This is a genomic window from Novilysobacter longmucuonensis (assembly GCF_046600735.1).
Lineage (GTDB): Bacteria > Pseudomonadota > Gammaproteobacteria > Xanthomonadales > Xanthomonadaceae > Novilysobacter_A > Novilysobacter_A longmucuonensis.
The window spans coordinates 58,966-75,165 of sequence record NZ_JBJMAW010000008.1 but is presented as its reverse complement, the minus strand read 5'-3'; the positions used below and the strand labels follow the sequence as shown (position 1 = coordinate 75,165).

Below are 16,200 nucleotides of genomic sequence, written 5' to 3'. Positions count from 1 at the left end.
GGCGACGGGCCCGGGGGCGGTCAAGCTGCCATCGCAGTGCATGCCGCCGGCGCGGCCTGAACGCGCCGCGCCGCCCGCGACCCCGGCGTCACCCCCGCCCCCGGTTCGCCGGCCGCGTCAAGCGGTCGCGGCGCGGCCGGCCAGCCGCTAAACTACGGCTTTCCAGCGGTAGCAACTCATGACACCCGCCCGTTCCATCACTCCACTCGTCTTCGTCACCGGCGGCGTGGTGTCCTCGCTCGGCAAGGGCATTGCGGCGTCCTCGCTCGCGGCCATCCTCGAAGCGCGCGGCCTGCGCGTGACGATGATGAAGCTCGACCCCTACATCAACGTCGATCCGGGCACGATGAGCCCGTTCCAGCACGGCGAGGTGTACGTCACCGACGATGGCGCCGAGACCGACCTGGACCTGGGCCATTACGAGCGTTACGTCCGCACCCGGCTGAGCCGCAAGAACTCGGTCACCACCGGCCGCATCTACGACAACGTGATCCGCAAGGAGCGCCGCGGCGATTACCTCGGCGGCACCGTGCAGGTGATCCCCCACGTCACCGACGAGATCAAGCGCGCGATCATGGAAGCCACCGACGGCTTCGACATCGGTTTGGTCGAGATCGGCGGCACCGTCGGCGACATCGAGTCGCTGCCGTTCCTGGAGGCGATCCGCCAGATCCGCAGCGAGCGCGGGCCGGAGAACGCGCTGTTCATGCACCTGACCCTGGTGCCGTGGATTGCCGCCGCCGGCGAGCTCAAGACCAAGCCGACCCAGCACTCGGTCAAGGAGCTGCGCTCCATCGGCATCCAGCCCGACATCCTGCTGTGCCGCTCCGAGCAGCCGCTGCCCGACAGCGACCGCCGCAAGATCGCGCTGTTCACCAACGTGTCCGAGCGCGCGGTCATCTCCGCGATCGACCTGGACAACATCTACAAGCTGCCCACGTTCTTCCACGAGCAGGGATTGGACGACATCGTTCTGGACCGCCTGCGCATCCAGGCCGGCCCGGCCGACCTGGGCGAATGGAACGCGGTGCTCGACGCCAGCATCCACCCGGTCGACGAGGTCACCATCGGCGTGGTCGGCAAGTACGTCGACCACCAGGACGCCTACAAGTCGGTGGCCGAGGCGCTCAAGCACGGCGGCCTGCGCCAGCGCACCCGGGTCAACCTGAGGTGGCTGGAATCCAGCGACGTCGAGCGCGACGGCGGCGCGGCACTGGCCGGGGTCGACGGCATCCTGGTGCCTGGCGGGTTCGGCGACCGCGGCTTCGATGGCAAGGTGCTGACCGCGCGGCATGCGCGCGAGAACGGCATTCCTTATTTCGGAATCTGCTACGGCCTGCAGGCTGCGGTGGTCGACTACGCGCGCCACGTGGTCGGGCTGGAGGGCGCCAACAGCACCGAGAACGATAAGGCCAGCCCGCACCCGGTGATCGGCCTGGTCACCGAGTGGCGTAACGCCTCGGGCGACATCGAGCGCCGCAGCGAGGACAGCGACCTTGGCGGCACCATGCGCCTGGGCCTGCAGGACGCACGGATCAAGCCGGGCACGCTCGCGCACGAGCTGTACGGCAAGGACGTCGCCGCCGAGCGCCACCGCCACCGCTACGAGTTCAACAACCGTTACCGCGCCCAGCTCGAGGAGGCCGGACTGGTGATCTCGGCGCGTTCGATGGACGACCTGCTGGTGGAAATGATCGAGCTGCCACGCGAGAAGCACCCGTGGTTCCTGGCCTGCCAGGCGCATCCGGAGTTCCTTTCGACCCCGCGCGATGGCCACCCGCTGTTCGTCGGTTTCATCCGCGCCGCGCGCGAGTACAAGGCGAACGAAGGGCAGATGGGTGGGTTGTTGAAGGAAGCCAAGGCATGAACGCGGGACACGGATCTACGCGGATGGACACGGATAGAGCCATAAAAGTCTTGTCTCTGTTTGATCCGCTCTTTTTAGCTCTGATCCGTGTCAAAGATTTACCGCTTTTGAAGGTGCGCACATGAAACTCTGCGGTTTCGACATCGGCCTCTACAAGCCGTTCTTCCTGATCGCCGGGCCGTGCGTGATCGAATCGATGCAACTGCAGCTCGACGTCGCCGGCCAGCTCAAGGAGATCACCGGCGCGCTCGGCATCCCCTTCATCTTCAAATCCAGCTTCGACAAGGCCAACCGCACCTCGGGCACCAGCTTTCGCGGGCCGGGCCTGGAGGAAGGGTTGAAGGTGCTGGGCGAGGTCAAGCGCCAGCTCGGCGTGCCGGTGCTGACCGACGTGCACGAATACACCCCGCTGGACGAAGTGACCTCGGTGGTCGACGTGTTGCAGACCCCGGCATTCCTGTGCCGGCAGACCGATTTCATCCAGAAGGTCGCCGGCGCCGGCAAGCCGGTCAACATCAAGAAAGGCCAGTTCCTGTCGCCATGGGAGATGAAGCACGTCACCGACAAGGCCCGCGCCACCGGCAACGGGCAGATCATGGCCTGCGAGCGCGGCGCCAGCTTCGGCTACAACAATCTGGTCAGCGACATGCGCTCGCTGAGCGTGATGCGCGACACCGGTTGCCCGGTGGTGTTCGACGCGACCCATTCGGTGCAGCTGCCCGGCGGCGCTGGCGGCAAGAGCGGTGGCCAACGCGAGTTCGTGCCGGTGCTGTCGCGCGCGGCGGTGGCGGTCGGCATTGCCGGCCTGTTCATGGAGACCCATCCCGACCCGGACAAGGCACTCAGCGACGGCCCCAACGCCTGGCCGCTGCCAAAGATGCGCGCGCTGCTGGAAACCCTGATGGCGCTGGACGAGGTCACCAAGCGAAATGGTTTCCTCGAATCAGGAGCATAGAGCTTCGACGCGGATAAGCACGGATAAGAGCGGTAGAGAATCGACAGAGCGTCATCCGGTCGGCGTCATTCCCGCGAAAGCGGGAACCCAGTGCCGTTTGCTCTTTTGCATTGAAGCTTTTCGCCCTGATCCGCCTTTTTCTGCTCTGATCCGCGTCAAGGCTTTTTACGCACCACCACCATTCCCCTGCCCCGAGGCAAGACGAACCCACCGATGACTACGATCGCCAAAGTCCACGCCCGCGAGATACTCGACAGCCGCGGCAATCCCACGCTGGAAGCCGAAGTGACCCTCAGCGACGGCAGCTTCGGCCGTGCGATGGTGCCCTCGGGTGCGTCCACCGGCACCAAGGAGGCGGTCGAGTTGCGCGACGGCGACCGCACCCGCTACCTCGGCAAGGGCGTGCGCAACGCGGTCGACAACGTCAACGGCGCGATCGCCAAGGCGCTCGCCGGGCTCGATGCCACCGACCAGGCCAGCCTGGACCGCCGCCTGATCGACCTGGACGGCACCGAGAACAAGGGCCGGCTCGGCGCGAACGCGCTGCTGGGCGTGTCGATGGCCAACGCCCATGCGGTGGCCATGTCCAACAAGCTGCCGCTGTGGCAGCACCTGGCCGGCAGCGGTATCGGTGGCGGCCGCGCCCCGGTCCTGCCGGTGCCGATGATGAACATCATCAACGGCGGCGCGCATGCCGACAACAACGTCGACCTGCAGGAGTTCATGGTGCTGCCGGTCGGCTTCGACAGCTTCGCCGAAAGCCTGCGCGCCGGCACCGAGGTGTTCCACGCGCTCAAGTCGGTGCTCAAGGGCCACGGCCTGAGCACCGCGGTTGGCGACGAGGGCGGATTCGCGCCGGACCTGCGCAGCAATGAAGAGGCGCTGGAAACCATCCTGGAGGCGATCGGCAAGGCCGGCTACAAGGCCGGCGAGGACATCCTGCTGGGCCTGGATGTCGCTTCCAGCGAGTTCTTCGACAACGGCAAGTACCACCTCACCGGCGAGGGCAAGCGGCTGACCAGCGACCAGTTCGTCGACTTCCTCGCGAGCTGGTGCACGCAGTACCCGATCATCACGATCGAGGACGGCATGGACGAGGGCGACTGGGAAGGCTGGAAGCAGCTCACCGACGTGCTCGGCCGCAAGGTGCAGCTGGTCGGTGACGACCTGTTCGTGACCAACCCGCGCATTTTCAGGGAGGGCATCGAGCGGCAGGTCGCCAACGCGATCCTGATCAAGGTCAACCAGATCGGCACCCTGACCGAGACCCTGGAGGCGATCGCGATGGCCGATGCCGCCGGCTACGCCGCGGTGGTCTCGCACCGCTCCGGGGAGACCGAGGACACCACGATCGCCGACATCGCGGTCGCGACCAGCGCCACCCAGATCAAGACCGGCTCGTTGTGCCGCAGCGACCGGGTGGCCAAGTACAACCAGTTGCTGCGCATCGAGGAGCAAATTGCCCTTCAGAATCCGGGCACTCCGGCCCGGTACGCCGGCCGCGACGCGTTCGTGTCGCTGAAGCGTTAGGCCCCGGGGACGGACATGCGCTGGCTGCGACTGCTCACGATGCTGTTGCTGGTGCTGTTCGTCGGCCTGCAATACCGGCTGTGGGTTGGCGAGGGCGGCCGCCGTTCGGTCGCCGTGCTCGAGCAGCAGGTCCAACAGCAGACCCGCGACAACCAGGGCCTGCAGCAGCGCAACGACGCGCTGGCCGCGGAGGTCGAGGACCTCAAGTCGGGCGAGGCCGCGGTCGAGGAGCGTGCGCGCAGCGAGCTGGGCATGATCCGGCCGGGCGAGACGTTTTATCGCGTGGTCGAACCCGAGCCGGCGGCAGCTTCGCTCCCGGCCGAGGACTGAGCAGGATCCGCATGCTTCGGCCGACCACCGATCTCCCCGGCGTGCTCCCACAGGCCGCTGCGATCCCTTCCGACATGGTGGTGCGGACGCATGCGTGGCGGTGCAGGGGTCGCCGCAAATGAGCCATCCGGAGATATGGGCGGTGATCCCCGCCGCGGGCCGCGGCACCCGCTTCGGTGGCACCGTGCCCAAGCAGTACCTGGACGTGGCGGGGCGGCCGTTGATCGCGCATGCGCTGGACGCGCTGCTCGCGCATCCGCGCGTGGCCGGCGTGGTGGTCGCGCTGGCCGCCGAGGATGCGCATTGGCCGGGCTGGACCTCATGGCACCAGAAGCCGGTGCTGCGTTGCATCGGCGGCGGCGAGCGCGCCGATTCGGTGCTGGCGGCGCTGCAGGCATTGCCGGCGGAGTCGGCTCCGGACGGATTGGTGCTGGTCCACGACGCGGCGCGGCCGAACCTGCATGACGACGACCTGGGCCGGCTGATTGTCGCGGCCGAGGCCGACCGGCACGGTGCCATCCTGGCCGCACCGGTGCGCGACACGCTGAAGCGCGCCGACGACGGCGGTCGCATCGCCGCCACCGAGCCCCGCGCCGGCCTGTGGCGTGCATTGACGCCGCAGGCTTTCCGCCGTGGCGCGCTGACCCTGGCATTGCAGCAGGCGCATGCGGCGGGTGTCGCGGTGACCGACGAGGCGATGGCGATGGAACGCGCCGGCGCGCGGCCACGGCTGGTGGAGGGCCGCGAGGACAACCTCAAGGTGACGACAACGAGCGACCTCGCCCTCGCCGAATACCTGCTGTCGAATGCCCGGCAGCACCTGTAGGAGCGGCTTCAGCCGCGAACCAGAACCGGCACGAGCGCCCAGGTGTCCGATCGAGGCTGAAGCCGCTCCTACAATGGATCGCAAGCTGGAAGTGACTATGGAACTCGATACATGAACATCCGCATCGGCCAGGGCTTCGACGTGCATGCGTTCGGCGACGGCGACCACCTCATGCTCGGCGGTGTGCGGGTGCCGCATTCGCGCGGCATCGTGGCGCACTCCGACGGCGACGTGGTCATCCACGCGTTATGCGATGCCATGCTCGGTGCGCTGGCGCTGGGTGACATCGGCCAGCACTTCCCGCCTGGCGATGCGCGCTGGCAGGGCGCCGACAGCCGTGCGTTCCTGCGCCACTGCACGGGGCTGGTTTCCGAACGTGGCTGGCGCGTCGGCAATGCCGACATCACCGTGGTCTGCGAGCGGCCCAAGGTCGCACCGCATGCGCCGGCGATGCGCGAAGTGCTGGCAAGCGATCTGGGCGTGGCGCTCGATGCGCTCAGCATCAAGGCGACCACCAGCGAGCGCCTCGGCTTCACCGGCCGCGGCGAGGGCATCGCGGCGATGGCGGTCTGCCTGCTGGTCCGCGCATGAGCCCAGCGGCCCCGACGCTGCCGCGTGCCGCCGGCGGACCGGTGCTCGCCGCGCTCATCCGCACCACGCCGGAGGACTTCCTGGTCGAGGAGCTGCCGGCCTTCGAGGCCAGTGGCAGCGGCGAGCACCTGCTGCTGACGATAGAAAAGCGCGGCATCAACACCGCCTTCGCCGCCAGTCGGATCGCGCAATGGGCCGGGATCGGCGAGGTCGCGATCGGCTACGCCGGCCTCAAGGACCGCCATGCGGTCACCCGCCAGCGTTTCAGCGTGCACCTGCCAAGACGCATCGCGCCGGACCTGGCGACGCTGCAGGAGGAGACCTCGCCCGACGAGCGCCTGCGGGTGCTGCACAGCACCTGGCATGCGAAAAAGCTGCCGCGCGGCGCGTTGCTCGGCAACCGCTTCGTGCTCGTGTTGCGTGAGGTGCGCGGCGAGCGCGACGCCATCGAGGCCCGGTTGCGCGCGGTGGCCGAGCAGGGCGTGCCGAACTACTTTGGCCAGCAGCGTTTCGGCCGCGACGGCGCCAACATCGCCGGCGCCCTGGCGATGTTCGCCGGTCGCCGCATGCGGCGCGAGCAACGCGGCATGCTGCTGTCGGCGGCGCGGTCGGAACTGTTCAACCGCGTGCTCGCCGCGCGCGTGTCGGCCGGTCACTGGAACCAGGCGCTGGACGGCGAGGTCTGGATGCTGGAGGGCAGTCGCAGCGTGTTCGGCCCTGAACCGTTCAGCGACACGCTGGCGCAGCGGCTGGCGGGATTCGACATCCATCCGACCGGGCCGCTATGGGGCCGCGGCGAGCTGCGCAGCGGCGCGGCTGTGGCCGAACTGGAGCGCTTGGCGCTGTCGGGGGAGACCGCCGGATCGCTGTGCGCCGGGCTGGAGAAGGCGGGGCTGGCCCAGGAGCGGCGATCCTTGCGGCTGCGACCGGGCGACCTGGCCTGGCGCTGGCTCGACGCCGCCGCGCTGGAGCTTGCCTTCACCCTGCCCGCCGGGACCTATGCGACCGCGGTGCTGGCCGAGCTGGGTGAGGTCTGCGACGCCGCACGCGCCTGACCGGCCGGCGGCTTGCTGCAGGCCGGGCCCTCACGACCGTTCGTCGGGAGCCGACGCGTGGCACTGGTCATGGCATGTCGGCGGCGTATAAGCAAGAAGTACGCCCGGTATGGGCCGGGCGTTTTCGGTGCGAGTGCAGCACCGGTCCCCGGAGATGCCGTCATGAATGACAAGCTACGCATTGCGGTTCTTGCGCTTCCGATCCTCGGCCTAGCGGCCTGCACCAGCATGGACGAGCGGTCCAGCTACACGCCGCCGGCACCGGTCAGCGACGCCTGGCTCAGCGATGCCGATCGCGCTTACATGGACAAGGTCGAGCGGGTCGCCCGGCGCCGTGGCGTCGACGTGACCTGGGTCAACCTGCCGCGCAGCCGGCAGACGGTCGCGCAGGTCGACGACTGACCCGCTCAGCGCCGCTTCGGCGGCGCGAGCAACACCAGCACCGCGCCGGTGCCACCTTGCGCCAGCGGCGCGGAATGGAACGCCAGCACGTCCGCGCGCTGGCGCAGGAGGCGATCGGCCAGGTTCTTCAGCACCGGCGCGCCGCGACTGCCGAACAGCGTCTCGCCGTGCAGGCCCTTGCCGTGTATGACGCGCACGCAGCCCAACCCGCGGTAGTGCGCGTCGGCGACGAAGCCGCGCAGCAGTGACTCGGCGTCGCGCGCATCGGCGCCGTGCAGGTCGAGCTCGTCCTGGACCGCGATCTCGCCGCGCTTGAGCCGCTGGAAGGTGCGTGGCGGCAATGCATCACGGCGATAGCTCAGCGCGTCGCCGGCGTCCAACAGACTCACTTCCAGGCCGCGGCGAAATTCGTCCCGCGCCTCGCGCTCGTCGCGCTCGGCCATGCGCGCGCGCGGGCGTGGTTTCGGCGGTGACGGCGGCGGCGTGGCCTCTGGCAGCCGGCGCACCGGGCCGATCGCATCGCGAAACAGCGCCGCGTCGTTATCGTCGTCGTGGTCGTCGGGGGACATGCGGCGAGACTAGCAGCTGGAAATCGGGCCGGAACGTGCCTTCCCGCTTTCGTTTTTTCTGCCGTCATCCCCGCCTTCGCGGGATGACCGGCTTTTGGGGCTTCGCAGGTCCGCCGGCATGCCGAGCAACCGTTCCCCGTTTCCGCTTCTCATTCCGTCTTTCCATTCCCGGCCTACAAAACGTGTGAGCTATCATGGCCCCCACTGCGCCGCGCCATCCGCGCAGGCGTCCTTCCAGCAAGAGAGTCCATGCGAGTCCTGGTAAGCAATGATGACGGTGTCGACGCCCCCGGCATCCAGGCCCTCGCCGAGGGGCTGCGTGCCGCCGGCCACGAGGTGTTGATGGTCGCGCCCGACCGCGACCGCTCCGGCGCCAGCAATTCGCTCACGCTCGACATGCCGATCCGCGTGGTCCAGCAGGACGCGACGACCTGGCGCGTGTTCGGCACCCCGACCGACAGCGTCCACGTGGCGATCACCGGCATGCTGGAGGCCGAGCCGGACATCGTCGTGTCCGGCATCAACAACACCGCCAACCTCGGCGACGACGTGATCTATTCGGGCACCGTCGCCGCGGCGATGGAAGGGCGCTTCCTCGGCTTGCCGGCGATCGCGATGTCGCTGGTCACCAGCGACCACGTCGGCCGGCACTACGACACCGCCGCGCGCGCCGCGGTGCAGATCATCGCCCGGCTCAAGACCGATCCCCTGCCGGCCGACACCATCCTCAACGTCAACGTGCCCGACCTGCCGTGGGACGAGATCGCCGGCTTCGAGGTCACCCGTCTGGGCAACCGGCACCGCGCCGAGGCCTGCGTGCCGCAGACCGACCCGCGTGGCCGCCAGTGGTGGTGGATCGGCGCGGCCGGACCCGAGCAGGACGCCGGGCCGGGCACCGACTTCAACGCGATCCGCGGCCGGCATATCTCGATCAGCCCGATCTTGGTCGACCTGACCCGCTACCAGGCGCTGGAACAGGTCGCCAGCTGGGTCGGCGGCCTGGCGGCGTCGCTGGAGCCGGCGGCGTCGCAGGCCTCCACGCCGGAGCCTTCCCAGTGAGCGTGCGCTTGCGGCTGCAGCCAGAAGCGATCGGCTCGGGAATGACCTCCCAGCGCGTGCGCGACCGCCTGGTCGAGCGCCTGCGCAGCAACGACATCACCGACGAGCGCGTGCTCAACGCGATCCGCACCATCCCGCGGCACCTGTTCGTCGACGAGGCGCTGGCCACGCGCGCCTACGAGGACACCGCACTGCCGATCGGCCACGGCCAGACCATCTCGCAACCCTGGGTGGTGGCCAAGATGACCCAGGCGCTGCTGGAGCCGCAGCCGGGCCAGGCGGCGCCGAGCCGGGTGCTGGAGATCGGCACCGGCTCGGGCTACCAAGCCGCGGTGCTGGCGGCGCTCGGGCTGGAAGTGCACACCGTCGAGCGCATCGGCGAGCTGCTGCGCACCGCGCGCAAGCGCTTCCGCCAGCTCGGCCTGAACGTGCGCAGCAAGCACGACGACGGCCGCATCGGCTGGCCCGAGAACGGCCCGTTCGACGCGATCCTGGTCACCGCCGCGGCGCCGGCACTGGTCGAGGCGCTGACCGCGCAACTGGCGCCGGGCGGCATCCTGATCGCGCCGGTCGGGGGGGCCTCGTCGCAGTCGCTGCTCCGGCTGCGCAAGGACGCCGATGGCCGGATCAGCCAGGAGTCGCTGGCGCCGGTGGTGTTCGTGCCGTTGCTGTCCGGCCTGATCGACTGAGCGCCATGGCCGGGCCGGACAACCGACGCGACGCGCACGATCCCCAGGCGGCTGCACTGGGCGAGCAACTCGCCAAGATCATCCGCGACCTGCCCGGCGACAAGCTAACCCTGGGGGAACTGCTCGACGTGTTCGGCGGCGAGGGCCTGCTGCTGCTGACCATGCTGCTGACCCTGGTGTTCCTGATCCCGGTGTCGATCCCCGGCGTCAGCACGGTGTTCGGGGCGGCGATCCTGCTGGTCGGCATCAGTCGCCTGATCGGCCGGCCGTTGTGGCTCCCGGCGAGACTCAGGCACAAGGCGCTGCCGGCCGACAAGCTGCGCCCCGGCCTGGCTGGCGGCATGGTCTGGGTACGGCGCCTGGAGAAGATCAGCCGACCGCATCGGTTGCGCCTGTTCGCCGAAGGACGCGCGCAGGACCTGCTCAACAATCTGGCATTCATCCTGGCCGCCGTGCTGCTGATGGCGCCGTTCGGATTCGTGCCGTTCAGCAACACGCTGCCGGCACTGGCGCTGCTGTTCTACGCTGTGGGCCTGATCCAGCGGGACGGCGGGGCGATGCTGCTGGGCCATCTGGCGAACGTCGGCACGATCATCTACTTCGGTATCCTGATCGGCGGCGGCAGTGTCGCCGCGCACGAGCTGTTCCAGCGGCTCTCGAGTTGAGCGGCTCACCGCCGGTGCCCGGCGCCATCGATGCGTCGGCCACGTCGCCCCGGCTGATCTGGAGGACACAACAAGGCGCATGACCAAGACGATGACCCCGACGGGCAAGACCATCGCCCGCATCCTGATGTCGGCTGGCGTGGCGCTTGCGCTCGCAGCCTGTTCCAGCACCGTGGTCCGGGAAGGCCGGTCGGCGGCCAGACACGGTGCCACCATCGTGGTGCAGCGCGGCGACACGCTGTATCGCATCGCGACCGACAACGGCATCGCGGCGCGCGACCTGGCGGCGTGGAACGGCGTCCCGCCGCCGTACACGATCTATCCCGGCCAGCGCCTGCGCCTGTACCCGGGCTCCGGCTCGCGCAGCGCCGGTGCCACCCGGCCGGCCGCGCCATCGGCGAGACCGCCTGCTGCCAGCCGCCAACCGTCAAGCCCGCCGGTTTCGGCCGCGGCGCCGGCCGACAGCGGAATCGCATGGCGCTGGCCGGCGGACGGACAGTTGCTGAACCGGTTCACCGCCGGCGACCCGACCAAGCAGGGCATCGACATCGGCGGCAGCGGCGGTGCTCCGGTCAGCGCCGCGGCCGGCGGCGTGGTGGTGTATTCCGGCTCGGGCCTGGTCGGCTACGGCGAGCTGATCATCATCAAGCACAGCGAGGAGTGGCTGTCGGCCTACGGCCACAACCGCAACCGGCTGGTCAACGAAGGCCAGGTGGTCAAGACCGGCGAACAGATCGCCGAACTCGGCCGCAGCGGCGCCGCCCGCGACATGCTGCACTTCGAGGTGCGCTACAACGGCAAGCCGGTCGATCCGTTGCGGTACCTGCCGAAGCAGTAGGGCGGGTTTCAACCCGCCTTCCTGGCGCGGCGACGTGCGGCGGGCCAGGACCCGCCCTACAGGATGAACCCGGCCACCACCCGCCGCTCCTCGCCGGCCAGCACGTTGAACGTGCGGGCCGCGGCGGCGTTGGTCATGATCTCGATGCCTATCCCGCGGCCCAGACAGGCCGCCATCACCGCAGCCGGCGGGAACACCTGGCGCGCGCCGGTACCGAGCAGGATCACCTCGGGGTCGAGGTCCAGCAATGGCTGCAATTGCTCGGCTGCCAGCGTCCGCGCATCGGTCACCGGCCAGCTCTCGACCAGGGTGGTGGGCGTCAACACGAAGCTGGCAGTCAGCCGCCGCTCATTGACTCGCGCAGCCTCGCCATCAGCGCCACGCAGCACGTATTCATGTTCAGGGTTTTCAAGCGTGAGTTGCATGTAGGCGATGAATGGTGAACCGTGAACAACGAATGGTAGAAGCGAACACCGGCAGGTCACCGGGAACCGGTGCCTTTACCATTCACTATTTACCGTTTTCCGTTCCCCCCGTTCAGCGCGGCAGCACGATCTGCCGCTTGTCCTGGCTGGGCCGGTACAGCACTGCCGTATGGCCGATCCGCTGCACCAGTGCCGCATCGGTGCGTTCGGCGAGTTCGGCGATCATCGCCTGGCGGGCTTCGCGATCGGCCGCGGCGACCTTGATCTTGATCAGCTCGTGCTGCTCCAGCGCGAGGTCGATCTCGGCGATCAGCGCATCGGTGATGCCCTTGCCGCCGACCTGCAGCATGGCGTTCAGGTCGTGCGCCTGGCCGCGCAGGAAACGGGTCTGGGCGGCATTCAGCAAGGTTGGCATCGGGTCGGGCGAGCAAGTCTGGACAGGCGCGCAGGGTATCATGGCCGACCGTCCATCCAGGCCCGCTCACGCCCATGGCGACGCGCAGCAAGAGTAGCCAACGCTGGCTCAAGGAACACTTTTCCGATCCCTTCGTGAAGAAGGCGAAGGCCGAAGGCCTGCGTTCGCGTGCCGCCTACAAGTTGGAGGAACTGGTCGAGCGCGACCGGCTGCTCAAGCCGGGCATGGTGGTGGTCGACCTGGGCGCTGCGCCGGGCGGCTGGTCGCAGTGGGTGCGGCAGGAGCTCGGCGGGCTCGACCAGGCCCACCCCGGGCGCGTGATCGCGCTGGACATCCTGGAGATGCCGCCGCTGGCCGGCGTGGAGTTCCTTCATGGGGATTTCAGGGAGGATGCGGTCCTATCGGCCCTGGAGGCGACGCTCGGCGGCAAGCCGATGGACCTTGTACTGTCGGACATGGCCCCCAATAAGAGCGGTGTGGACGCGGTGGACATGCCGCGGGCGCTGTACCTGGCCGAGCTGGCGATGGAGTTCGCCGACCGGCACCTGCGCGTCGACGGCAGCCTGCTGATCAAGCTGTTCCAGGGCGTGGGTTTCGACGAGTACGTCAAGCAGTTGCGCCGTCGCTATGCGAAGGTGTCGATCCGCAAGCCGGCGGCCTCGCGCAAGCGCTCCCCGGAGGTCTACGCGCTGGCCCAGGGCCGGCGGGCGACGATGAAGCAGTTCTAGGTTTTTCGGTTTTCGGTTTTTCGCGTTGTTGTTTTTTTGCTGTTTTTGCGTCCTTCGCGGACAAACGGTTTTCGGCCCCAGGGCCCACGGATATTTTCAATGAATGACTTGGCCAAGAATCTGCTGCTCTGGGTGATCGTCGCCGTCGTGCTGATGGTGGTGTTCCAGGCGTTCGGTCCACGCACCGCGGGCCAGGCCCCGACCAGCGTCACCTATTCGCAGTTCCTCGAGGCGGTCGAAGCCGGCCAGGTCGAGTCGGTCGAATACACCGAGGAAACCGGGCTGTCGGTCAATGCGCTGCGGTTCGAGCGCAAGGACGGCGGCATCGGCACCGTGTACGGGCCGTCCGACGACTCGCTGGTCAACGTGCTGGTCAACCAGGGCGTGGAGATCACCCGAAAGAAGCCCGAGACCGGACCATCGCTGGCCTACATCCTGATCAACATCCTGCCGTGGGTGCTGATCCTGGGCGTGTGGATCTATTTCATGCGGCAGATGCAGCAGGGCGGCAGCAAGGGCGCGATGAGCTTCGGCAAGTCGCGCGCCAAGATGCAGGGCGAAAACGAGGTCAAGGTCACCCTGGCCGACGTGGCCGGTTGCGACGAGGCCAAGGAGGAAGTCGGCGAACTGGTCGAGTTCCTGCGCGACCCGGGCCGCTTCCAGAAACTCGGCGGCAAGATCCCGCGCGGCGTGCTGATGGTCGGCCCGCCCGGCACCGGCAAGACCCTGCTGGCGCGCGCCATCGCCGGCGAGGCCAAGGTGCCGTTCTTCTCGATTTCCGGTTCGGACTTCGTGGAGATGTTCGTCGGCGTCGGCGCCAGCCGCGTGCGCGACATGTTCGAGCAGGCCAAGAAGCACTCGCCATGCATCATCTTCATCGACGAGATCGACGCGGTCGGCCGCCATCGCGGCGCCGGCCTCGGTGGCGGCCACGACGAGCGCGAGCAGACGCTGAACCAGTTGCTGGTCGAGATGGACGGGTTCGAGGGCGGCGAAGGCGTCATCGTCATTGCCGCGACCAACCGCCCCGACGTGCTCGACCCGGCGTTGCTGCGCCCCGGTCGTTTCGACCGCCAGGTCGTGGTCGGGCTGCCCGACGTCAAGGGCCGCGAGCAGATCCTGCGCGTGCACATGCGCAAGGTGCCGCTGGCCGACGACGTCGAGCCGATGGTGGTCGCCCGCGGCACGCCGGGCTTCAGCGGCGCGGACCTGGCCAACCTGGTCAACGAGGCGGCGTTGTTCGCCGCGCGCGAGGACGGCAAGGACGTGCGTATGGAGCACTTCGACCGCGCCCGCGACAAGATCCTGATGGGCGCGGAACGCCGCTCGATGGCGATGAGCGAGGACGAGAAGAAGCTCACCGCCTACCACGAGGCCGGCCACGCCATCGTCGGCCGCGTGGTGCCCGAGCACGACCCGGTCTACAAGGTCACCATCATTCCGCGCGGCCGCGCGCTGGGTGTGACCATGTACCTGCCCGAGGGCGACAAGTACAGCTTCAACCGCACCGCGATCGAGTCGCAGCTGTGCTCGCTGTATGGCGGCCGGGTCGCCGAGGAGTTGATCTTCGGCAACGACAAGGTCACCACCGGTGCCTCCAACGACATCGAGCGCGCGACCAAGATGGCGCGCAACATGGTCACCAAGTGGGGCCTGAGCGACGAGATGGGCCCGATCGCCTACAGCGAGGACGAGGACGAGGTGTTCCTCGGCCGGTCGGTGACCCAGCACAAGAGTGTCTCCGACGACACCGCGCGCAGGATCGACGAGGTCGTGCGCGGCATCCTCGACAAGGCCTATGCGCGCACCTCGAAGATCCTCAAGGACCACCTCGACCAACTGCACGTGATGGCCGAGACCCTGCTGCTGTACGAGACCATCGACGCCAGGCAGATCGACGACATCATGGGCGGCCGCACCCCCGGGCCACCGGCGGACTGGTCCAAGTCGGACAAGCCGCCCAAGGACGATGGTCGCCCGGGCGCGATCGGCGGGCCTGCGGCGCAGACCTGAGCTCGGGTCGGGACTCGGGACTTGGGACAAAGCACGCGGCGCTGGGCAACTGGCGCCGTTTCTTGTTTTCGCTGCACGCGATGCGTAAGCACGACCCGCGGGGGGCGACCCCGGCCTAAAGTAAAGTGTCATCCCGAGCGCAGCGAGAGATCTGCTTTTGCCTTGCTTGCCGCGGCAGAACAAAAGCAGATCTCTCGCTGCGTTCGGGATGACAAGGTGTAGATTTTCCCGAGTCCCGAGTCCCGAGTCCCGAGTCCCGAGTCCCGAGTCCCGAGTCCCCGTCCGAGTCCCCGTCCGAGTCCCGAGTCCCGCCATGTTCGACACCACGCCCATCCTGGATTGCGGCGGTCGCCCGCTGACGCTCGATCGTGCCCGGATCATGGGCATCGTCAACGTCACCCCCGATTCGTTCTCCGATGGGGGCGTGCACGACACGCTCGAGGCCGCGGTCGCGCATGGCCTGAAGCTGGCGCAGGAGGGCGCGGACGTGCTCGATGTCGGCGGCGAGTCGACCCGCCCGGGAGCGGACGAGGTCGGCGTCGAGGAAGAGCTGCGCCGGGTGATCCCGGTGATCGAGCGGCTGGCCCGTGAATGCGCACTGCCGATCAGCGTCGATACCTCCAAGCCCGAGGTCATGCGCGCGGCCGTCGCGGCCGGTGCCGGGATGATCAACGACGTGTACGCGTTGCGTCGCGATGGTGCGTTGTCGATGGCCGCATCGCTGGGTGTGCCGGTGATACTGATGCACATGCACGGCGAGCCGCGCTCGATGCAGGATGCGCCGCAGTACGAGGACGTGGTGGCCGAGGTCCATCGCTTCCTGGCCGAGCGCATCTTCGCCGCCGAGATGGCGGGCATCGCCAAGCAGCAGATCGTGGTCGATCCGGGCTTCGGTTTCGGCAAGAACCGCGACCACAACCTCGCGTTGCTCGCGCAGCTGGAACGTTTCACCGAACTCGGTGTGCCGTTGCTGGCCGGCCTGTCACGCAAGAAGACGATCGGCGAGGTGACCGGGCAGGCGCAGCCGGACCGGCGTGTGCACGGCTCGGTCGCGGCGCACCTGATCGCCGCGCAACGCGGTGCAAGACTGCTGCGCGTGCACGATGTCGCCGCGACCGCGGACGCCTTGAAGGTATGGCAGGCAGTGGCCACGCAACGCATGCCGCAGGCCCGGACCGCCAACGCAACCATCCGTTGGCCCGACGAAGACTGAGCGGCGCCCGTTGGCATTCGATCCGTAGAG

General features: G+C 68.4%; 18 protein-coding genes. 15 read left to right on the top strand and 3 right to left on the bottom strand.

Annotated features, from left to right (window positions below):
• Positions 1-196 precede the first annotated feature (196 nt).
• The 8 genes from pyrG to ACJQWM_RS09420 all read left to right on the top strand — a co-directional run bounded on the left by pyrG (position 197) and on the right by ACJQWM_RS09420 (position 7,556).
• On the top strand, positions 197-1,867 hold the full coding sequence (pyrG, locus tag ACJQWM_RS09455; RefSeq protein WP_332704238.1) for a CTP synthase: 1,671 nt from the start codon (positions 197-199) through the stop codon (positions 1,865-1,867).
• A 121-nt stretch (positions 1,868-1,988) separates the two neighbouring features.
• Positions 1,989-2,822, top strand: a complete 834-nt coding sequence (kdsA, locus tag ACJQWM_RS09450) for a 3-deoxy-8-phosphooctulonate synthase (RefSeq protein ID WP_332704169.1) — start codon at positions 1,989-1,991, stop codon at positions 2,820-2,822.
• A 213-nt stretch (positions 2,823-3,035) separates the two neighbouring features.
• On the top strand, positions 3,036-4,352 hold the full coding sequence (gene eno, locus ACJQWM_RS09445) for a phosphopyruvate hydratase (protein WP_332704171.1): 1,317 nt from the start codon (positions 3,036-3,038) through the stop codon (positions 4,350-4,352).
• 15 nt (positions 4,353-4,367) lie between these two features.
• Positions 4,368-4,682 (top strand): cell division protein FtsB, encoded by a 315-nt coding sequence (gene ftsB / locus ACJQWM_RS09440; RefSeq protein ID WP_332704173.1) that lies wholly within the window; start codon positions 4,368-4,370, stop codon positions 4,680-4,682.
• 118 nt (positions 4,683-4,800) lie between these two features.
• Positions 4,801-5,508: a 2-C-methyl-D-erythritol 4-phosphate cytidylyltransferase gene (ispD, locus tag ACJQWM_RS09435; RefSeq protein ID WP_332704175.1), complete on the top strand. Its 708-nt coding sequence runs from the start codon at positions 4,801-4,803 to the stop codon at positions 5,506-5,508.
• Positions 5,509-5,619: 111 nt separating this feature from the next.
• Positions 5,620-6,099 (top strand): 2-C-methyl-D-erythritol 2,4-cyclodiphosphate synthase, encoded by a 480-nt coding sequence (gene ispF, locus ACJQWM_RS09430; protein WP_332704177.1) that lies wholly within the window; start codon positions 5,620-5,622, stop codon positions 6,097-6,099.
• Positions 6,096-7,154 (top strand): tRNA pseudouridine(13) synthase TruD, encoded by a 1,059-nt coding sequence (gene truD / locus ACJQWM_RS09425; protein WP_332704179.1) that lies wholly within the window; start codon positions 6,096-6,098, stop codon positions 7,152-7,154. Before ispF ends, truD begins: the two co-directional genes overlap by 4 nt.
• Before the next feature lie 162 nt (positions 7,155-7,316).
• Positions 7,317-7,556, top strand: a complete 240-nt coding sequence (locus ACJQWM_RS09420; protein WP_332704181.1) for a hypothetical protein — start codon at positions 7,317-7,319, stop codon at positions 7,554-7,556.
• Positions 7,557-7,561: 5 nt separating this feature from the next.
• On the opposite strand, the gene ACJQWM_RS09415 is transcribed toward ACJQWM_RS09420, so the two are convergent.
• Positions 7,562-8,125 (bottom strand): Smr/MutS family protein, encoded by a 564-nt coding sequence (locus ACJQWM_RS09415; RefSeq protein ID WP_332704183.1) that lies wholly within the window; start codon positions 8,123-8,125, stop codon positions 7,562-7,564.
• Between the two features lie 249 nt (positions 8,126-8,374).
• Here ACJQWM_RS09415 and surE point away from each other — a divergent pair, with 249 nt between their 5' ends.
• The 4 genes from surE (at position 8,375) to ACJQWM_RS09395 (ending at position 11,376) form a co-directional block, all read left to right on the top strand.
• Complete coding sequence (surE, locus tag ACJQWM_RS09410; protein ID WP_332704185.1) at positions 8,375-9,184, top strand: 5'/3'-nucleotidase SurE; 810 nt, start codon at positions 8,375-8,377, stop codon at positions 9,182-9,184.
• The gene (locus ACJQWM_RS09405; protein WP_332704187.1) at positions 9,181-9,873 is read left to right on the top strand and encodes a protein-L-isoaspartate(D-aspartate) O-methyltransferase; all 693 of its coding nucleotides are present in this window, start codon (positions 9,181-9,183) and stop codon (positions 9,871-9,873) included. The genes surE and ACJQWM_RS09405 overlap by 4 nt, the downstream gene beginning before the upstream one ends.
• Before the next feature lie 5 nt (positions 9,874-9,878).
• Positions 9,879-10,538, top strand: a complete 660-nt coding sequence (locus ACJQWM_RS09400) for an exopolysaccharide biosynthesis protein (protein WP_332704189.1) — start codon at positions 9,879-9,881, stop codon at positions 10,536-10,538.
• Between the two features lie 79 nt (positions 10,539-10,617).
• Entirely contained in the window at positions 10,618-11,376 is a 759-nt protein-coding gene (locus tag ACJQWM_RS09395; RefSeq protein WP_411306784.1) for a peptidoglycan DD-metalloendopeptidase family protein, read from the top strand.
• Between the two features lie 56 nt (positions 11,377-11,432).
• On the opposite strand, the gene ACJQWM_RS09390 is transcribed toward ACJQWM_RS09395, so the two are convergent.
• Both ACJQWM_RS09390 and yhbY read right to left on the bottom strand, forming a co-directional pair.
• The gene (locus ACJQWM_RS09390) at positions 11,433-11,801 is read right to left on the bottom strand and encodes an Mth938-like domain-containing protein (protein WP_332704191.1); all 369 of its coding nucleotides are present in this window, start codon (positions 11,799-11,801) and stop codon (positions 11,433-11,435) included.
• 112 nt (positions 11,802-11,913) lie between these two features.
• The gene (gene yhbY / locus ACJQWM_RS09385) at positions 11,914-12,216 is read right to left on the bottom strand and encodes a ribosome assembly RNA-binding protein YhbY (protein ID WP_332704193.1); all 303 of its coding nucleotides are present in this window, start codon (positions 12,214-12,216) and stop codon (positions 11,914-11,916) included.
• A gap of 74 nt (positions 12,217-12,290) precedes the next feature.
• On the opposite strand from yhbY, the gene rlmE reads away from it, so the two are divergent.
• The 3 genes from rlmE (at position 12,291) to folP (ending at position 16,170) form a co-directional block, all read left to right on the top strand.
• On the top strand, positions 12,291-12,944 hold the full coding sequence (rlmE, locus tag ACJQWM_RS09380; RefSeq protein ID WP_332704195.1) for a 23S rRNA (uridine(2552)-2'-O)-methyltransferase RlmE: 654 nt from the start codon (positions 12,291-12,293) through the stop codon (positions 12,942-12,944).
• Between the two features lie 99 nt (positions 12,945-13,043).
• Complete coding sequence (gene ftsH / locus ACJQWM_RS09375; protein ID WP_332704197.1) at positions 13,044-14,957, top strand: ATP-dependent zinc metalloprotease FtsH; 1,914 nt, start codon at positions 13,044-13,046, stop codon at positions 14,955-14,957.
• A 313-nt stretch (positions 14,958-15,270) separates the two neighbouring features.
• On the top strand, positions 15,271-16,170 hold the full coding sequence (gene folP, locus ACJQWM_RS09370) for a dihydropteroate synthase (RefSeq protein WP_332704199.1): 900 nt from the start codon (positions 15,271-15,273) through the stop codon (positions 16,168-16,170).
• Positions 16,171-16,200 lie beyond the last annotated feature (30 nt).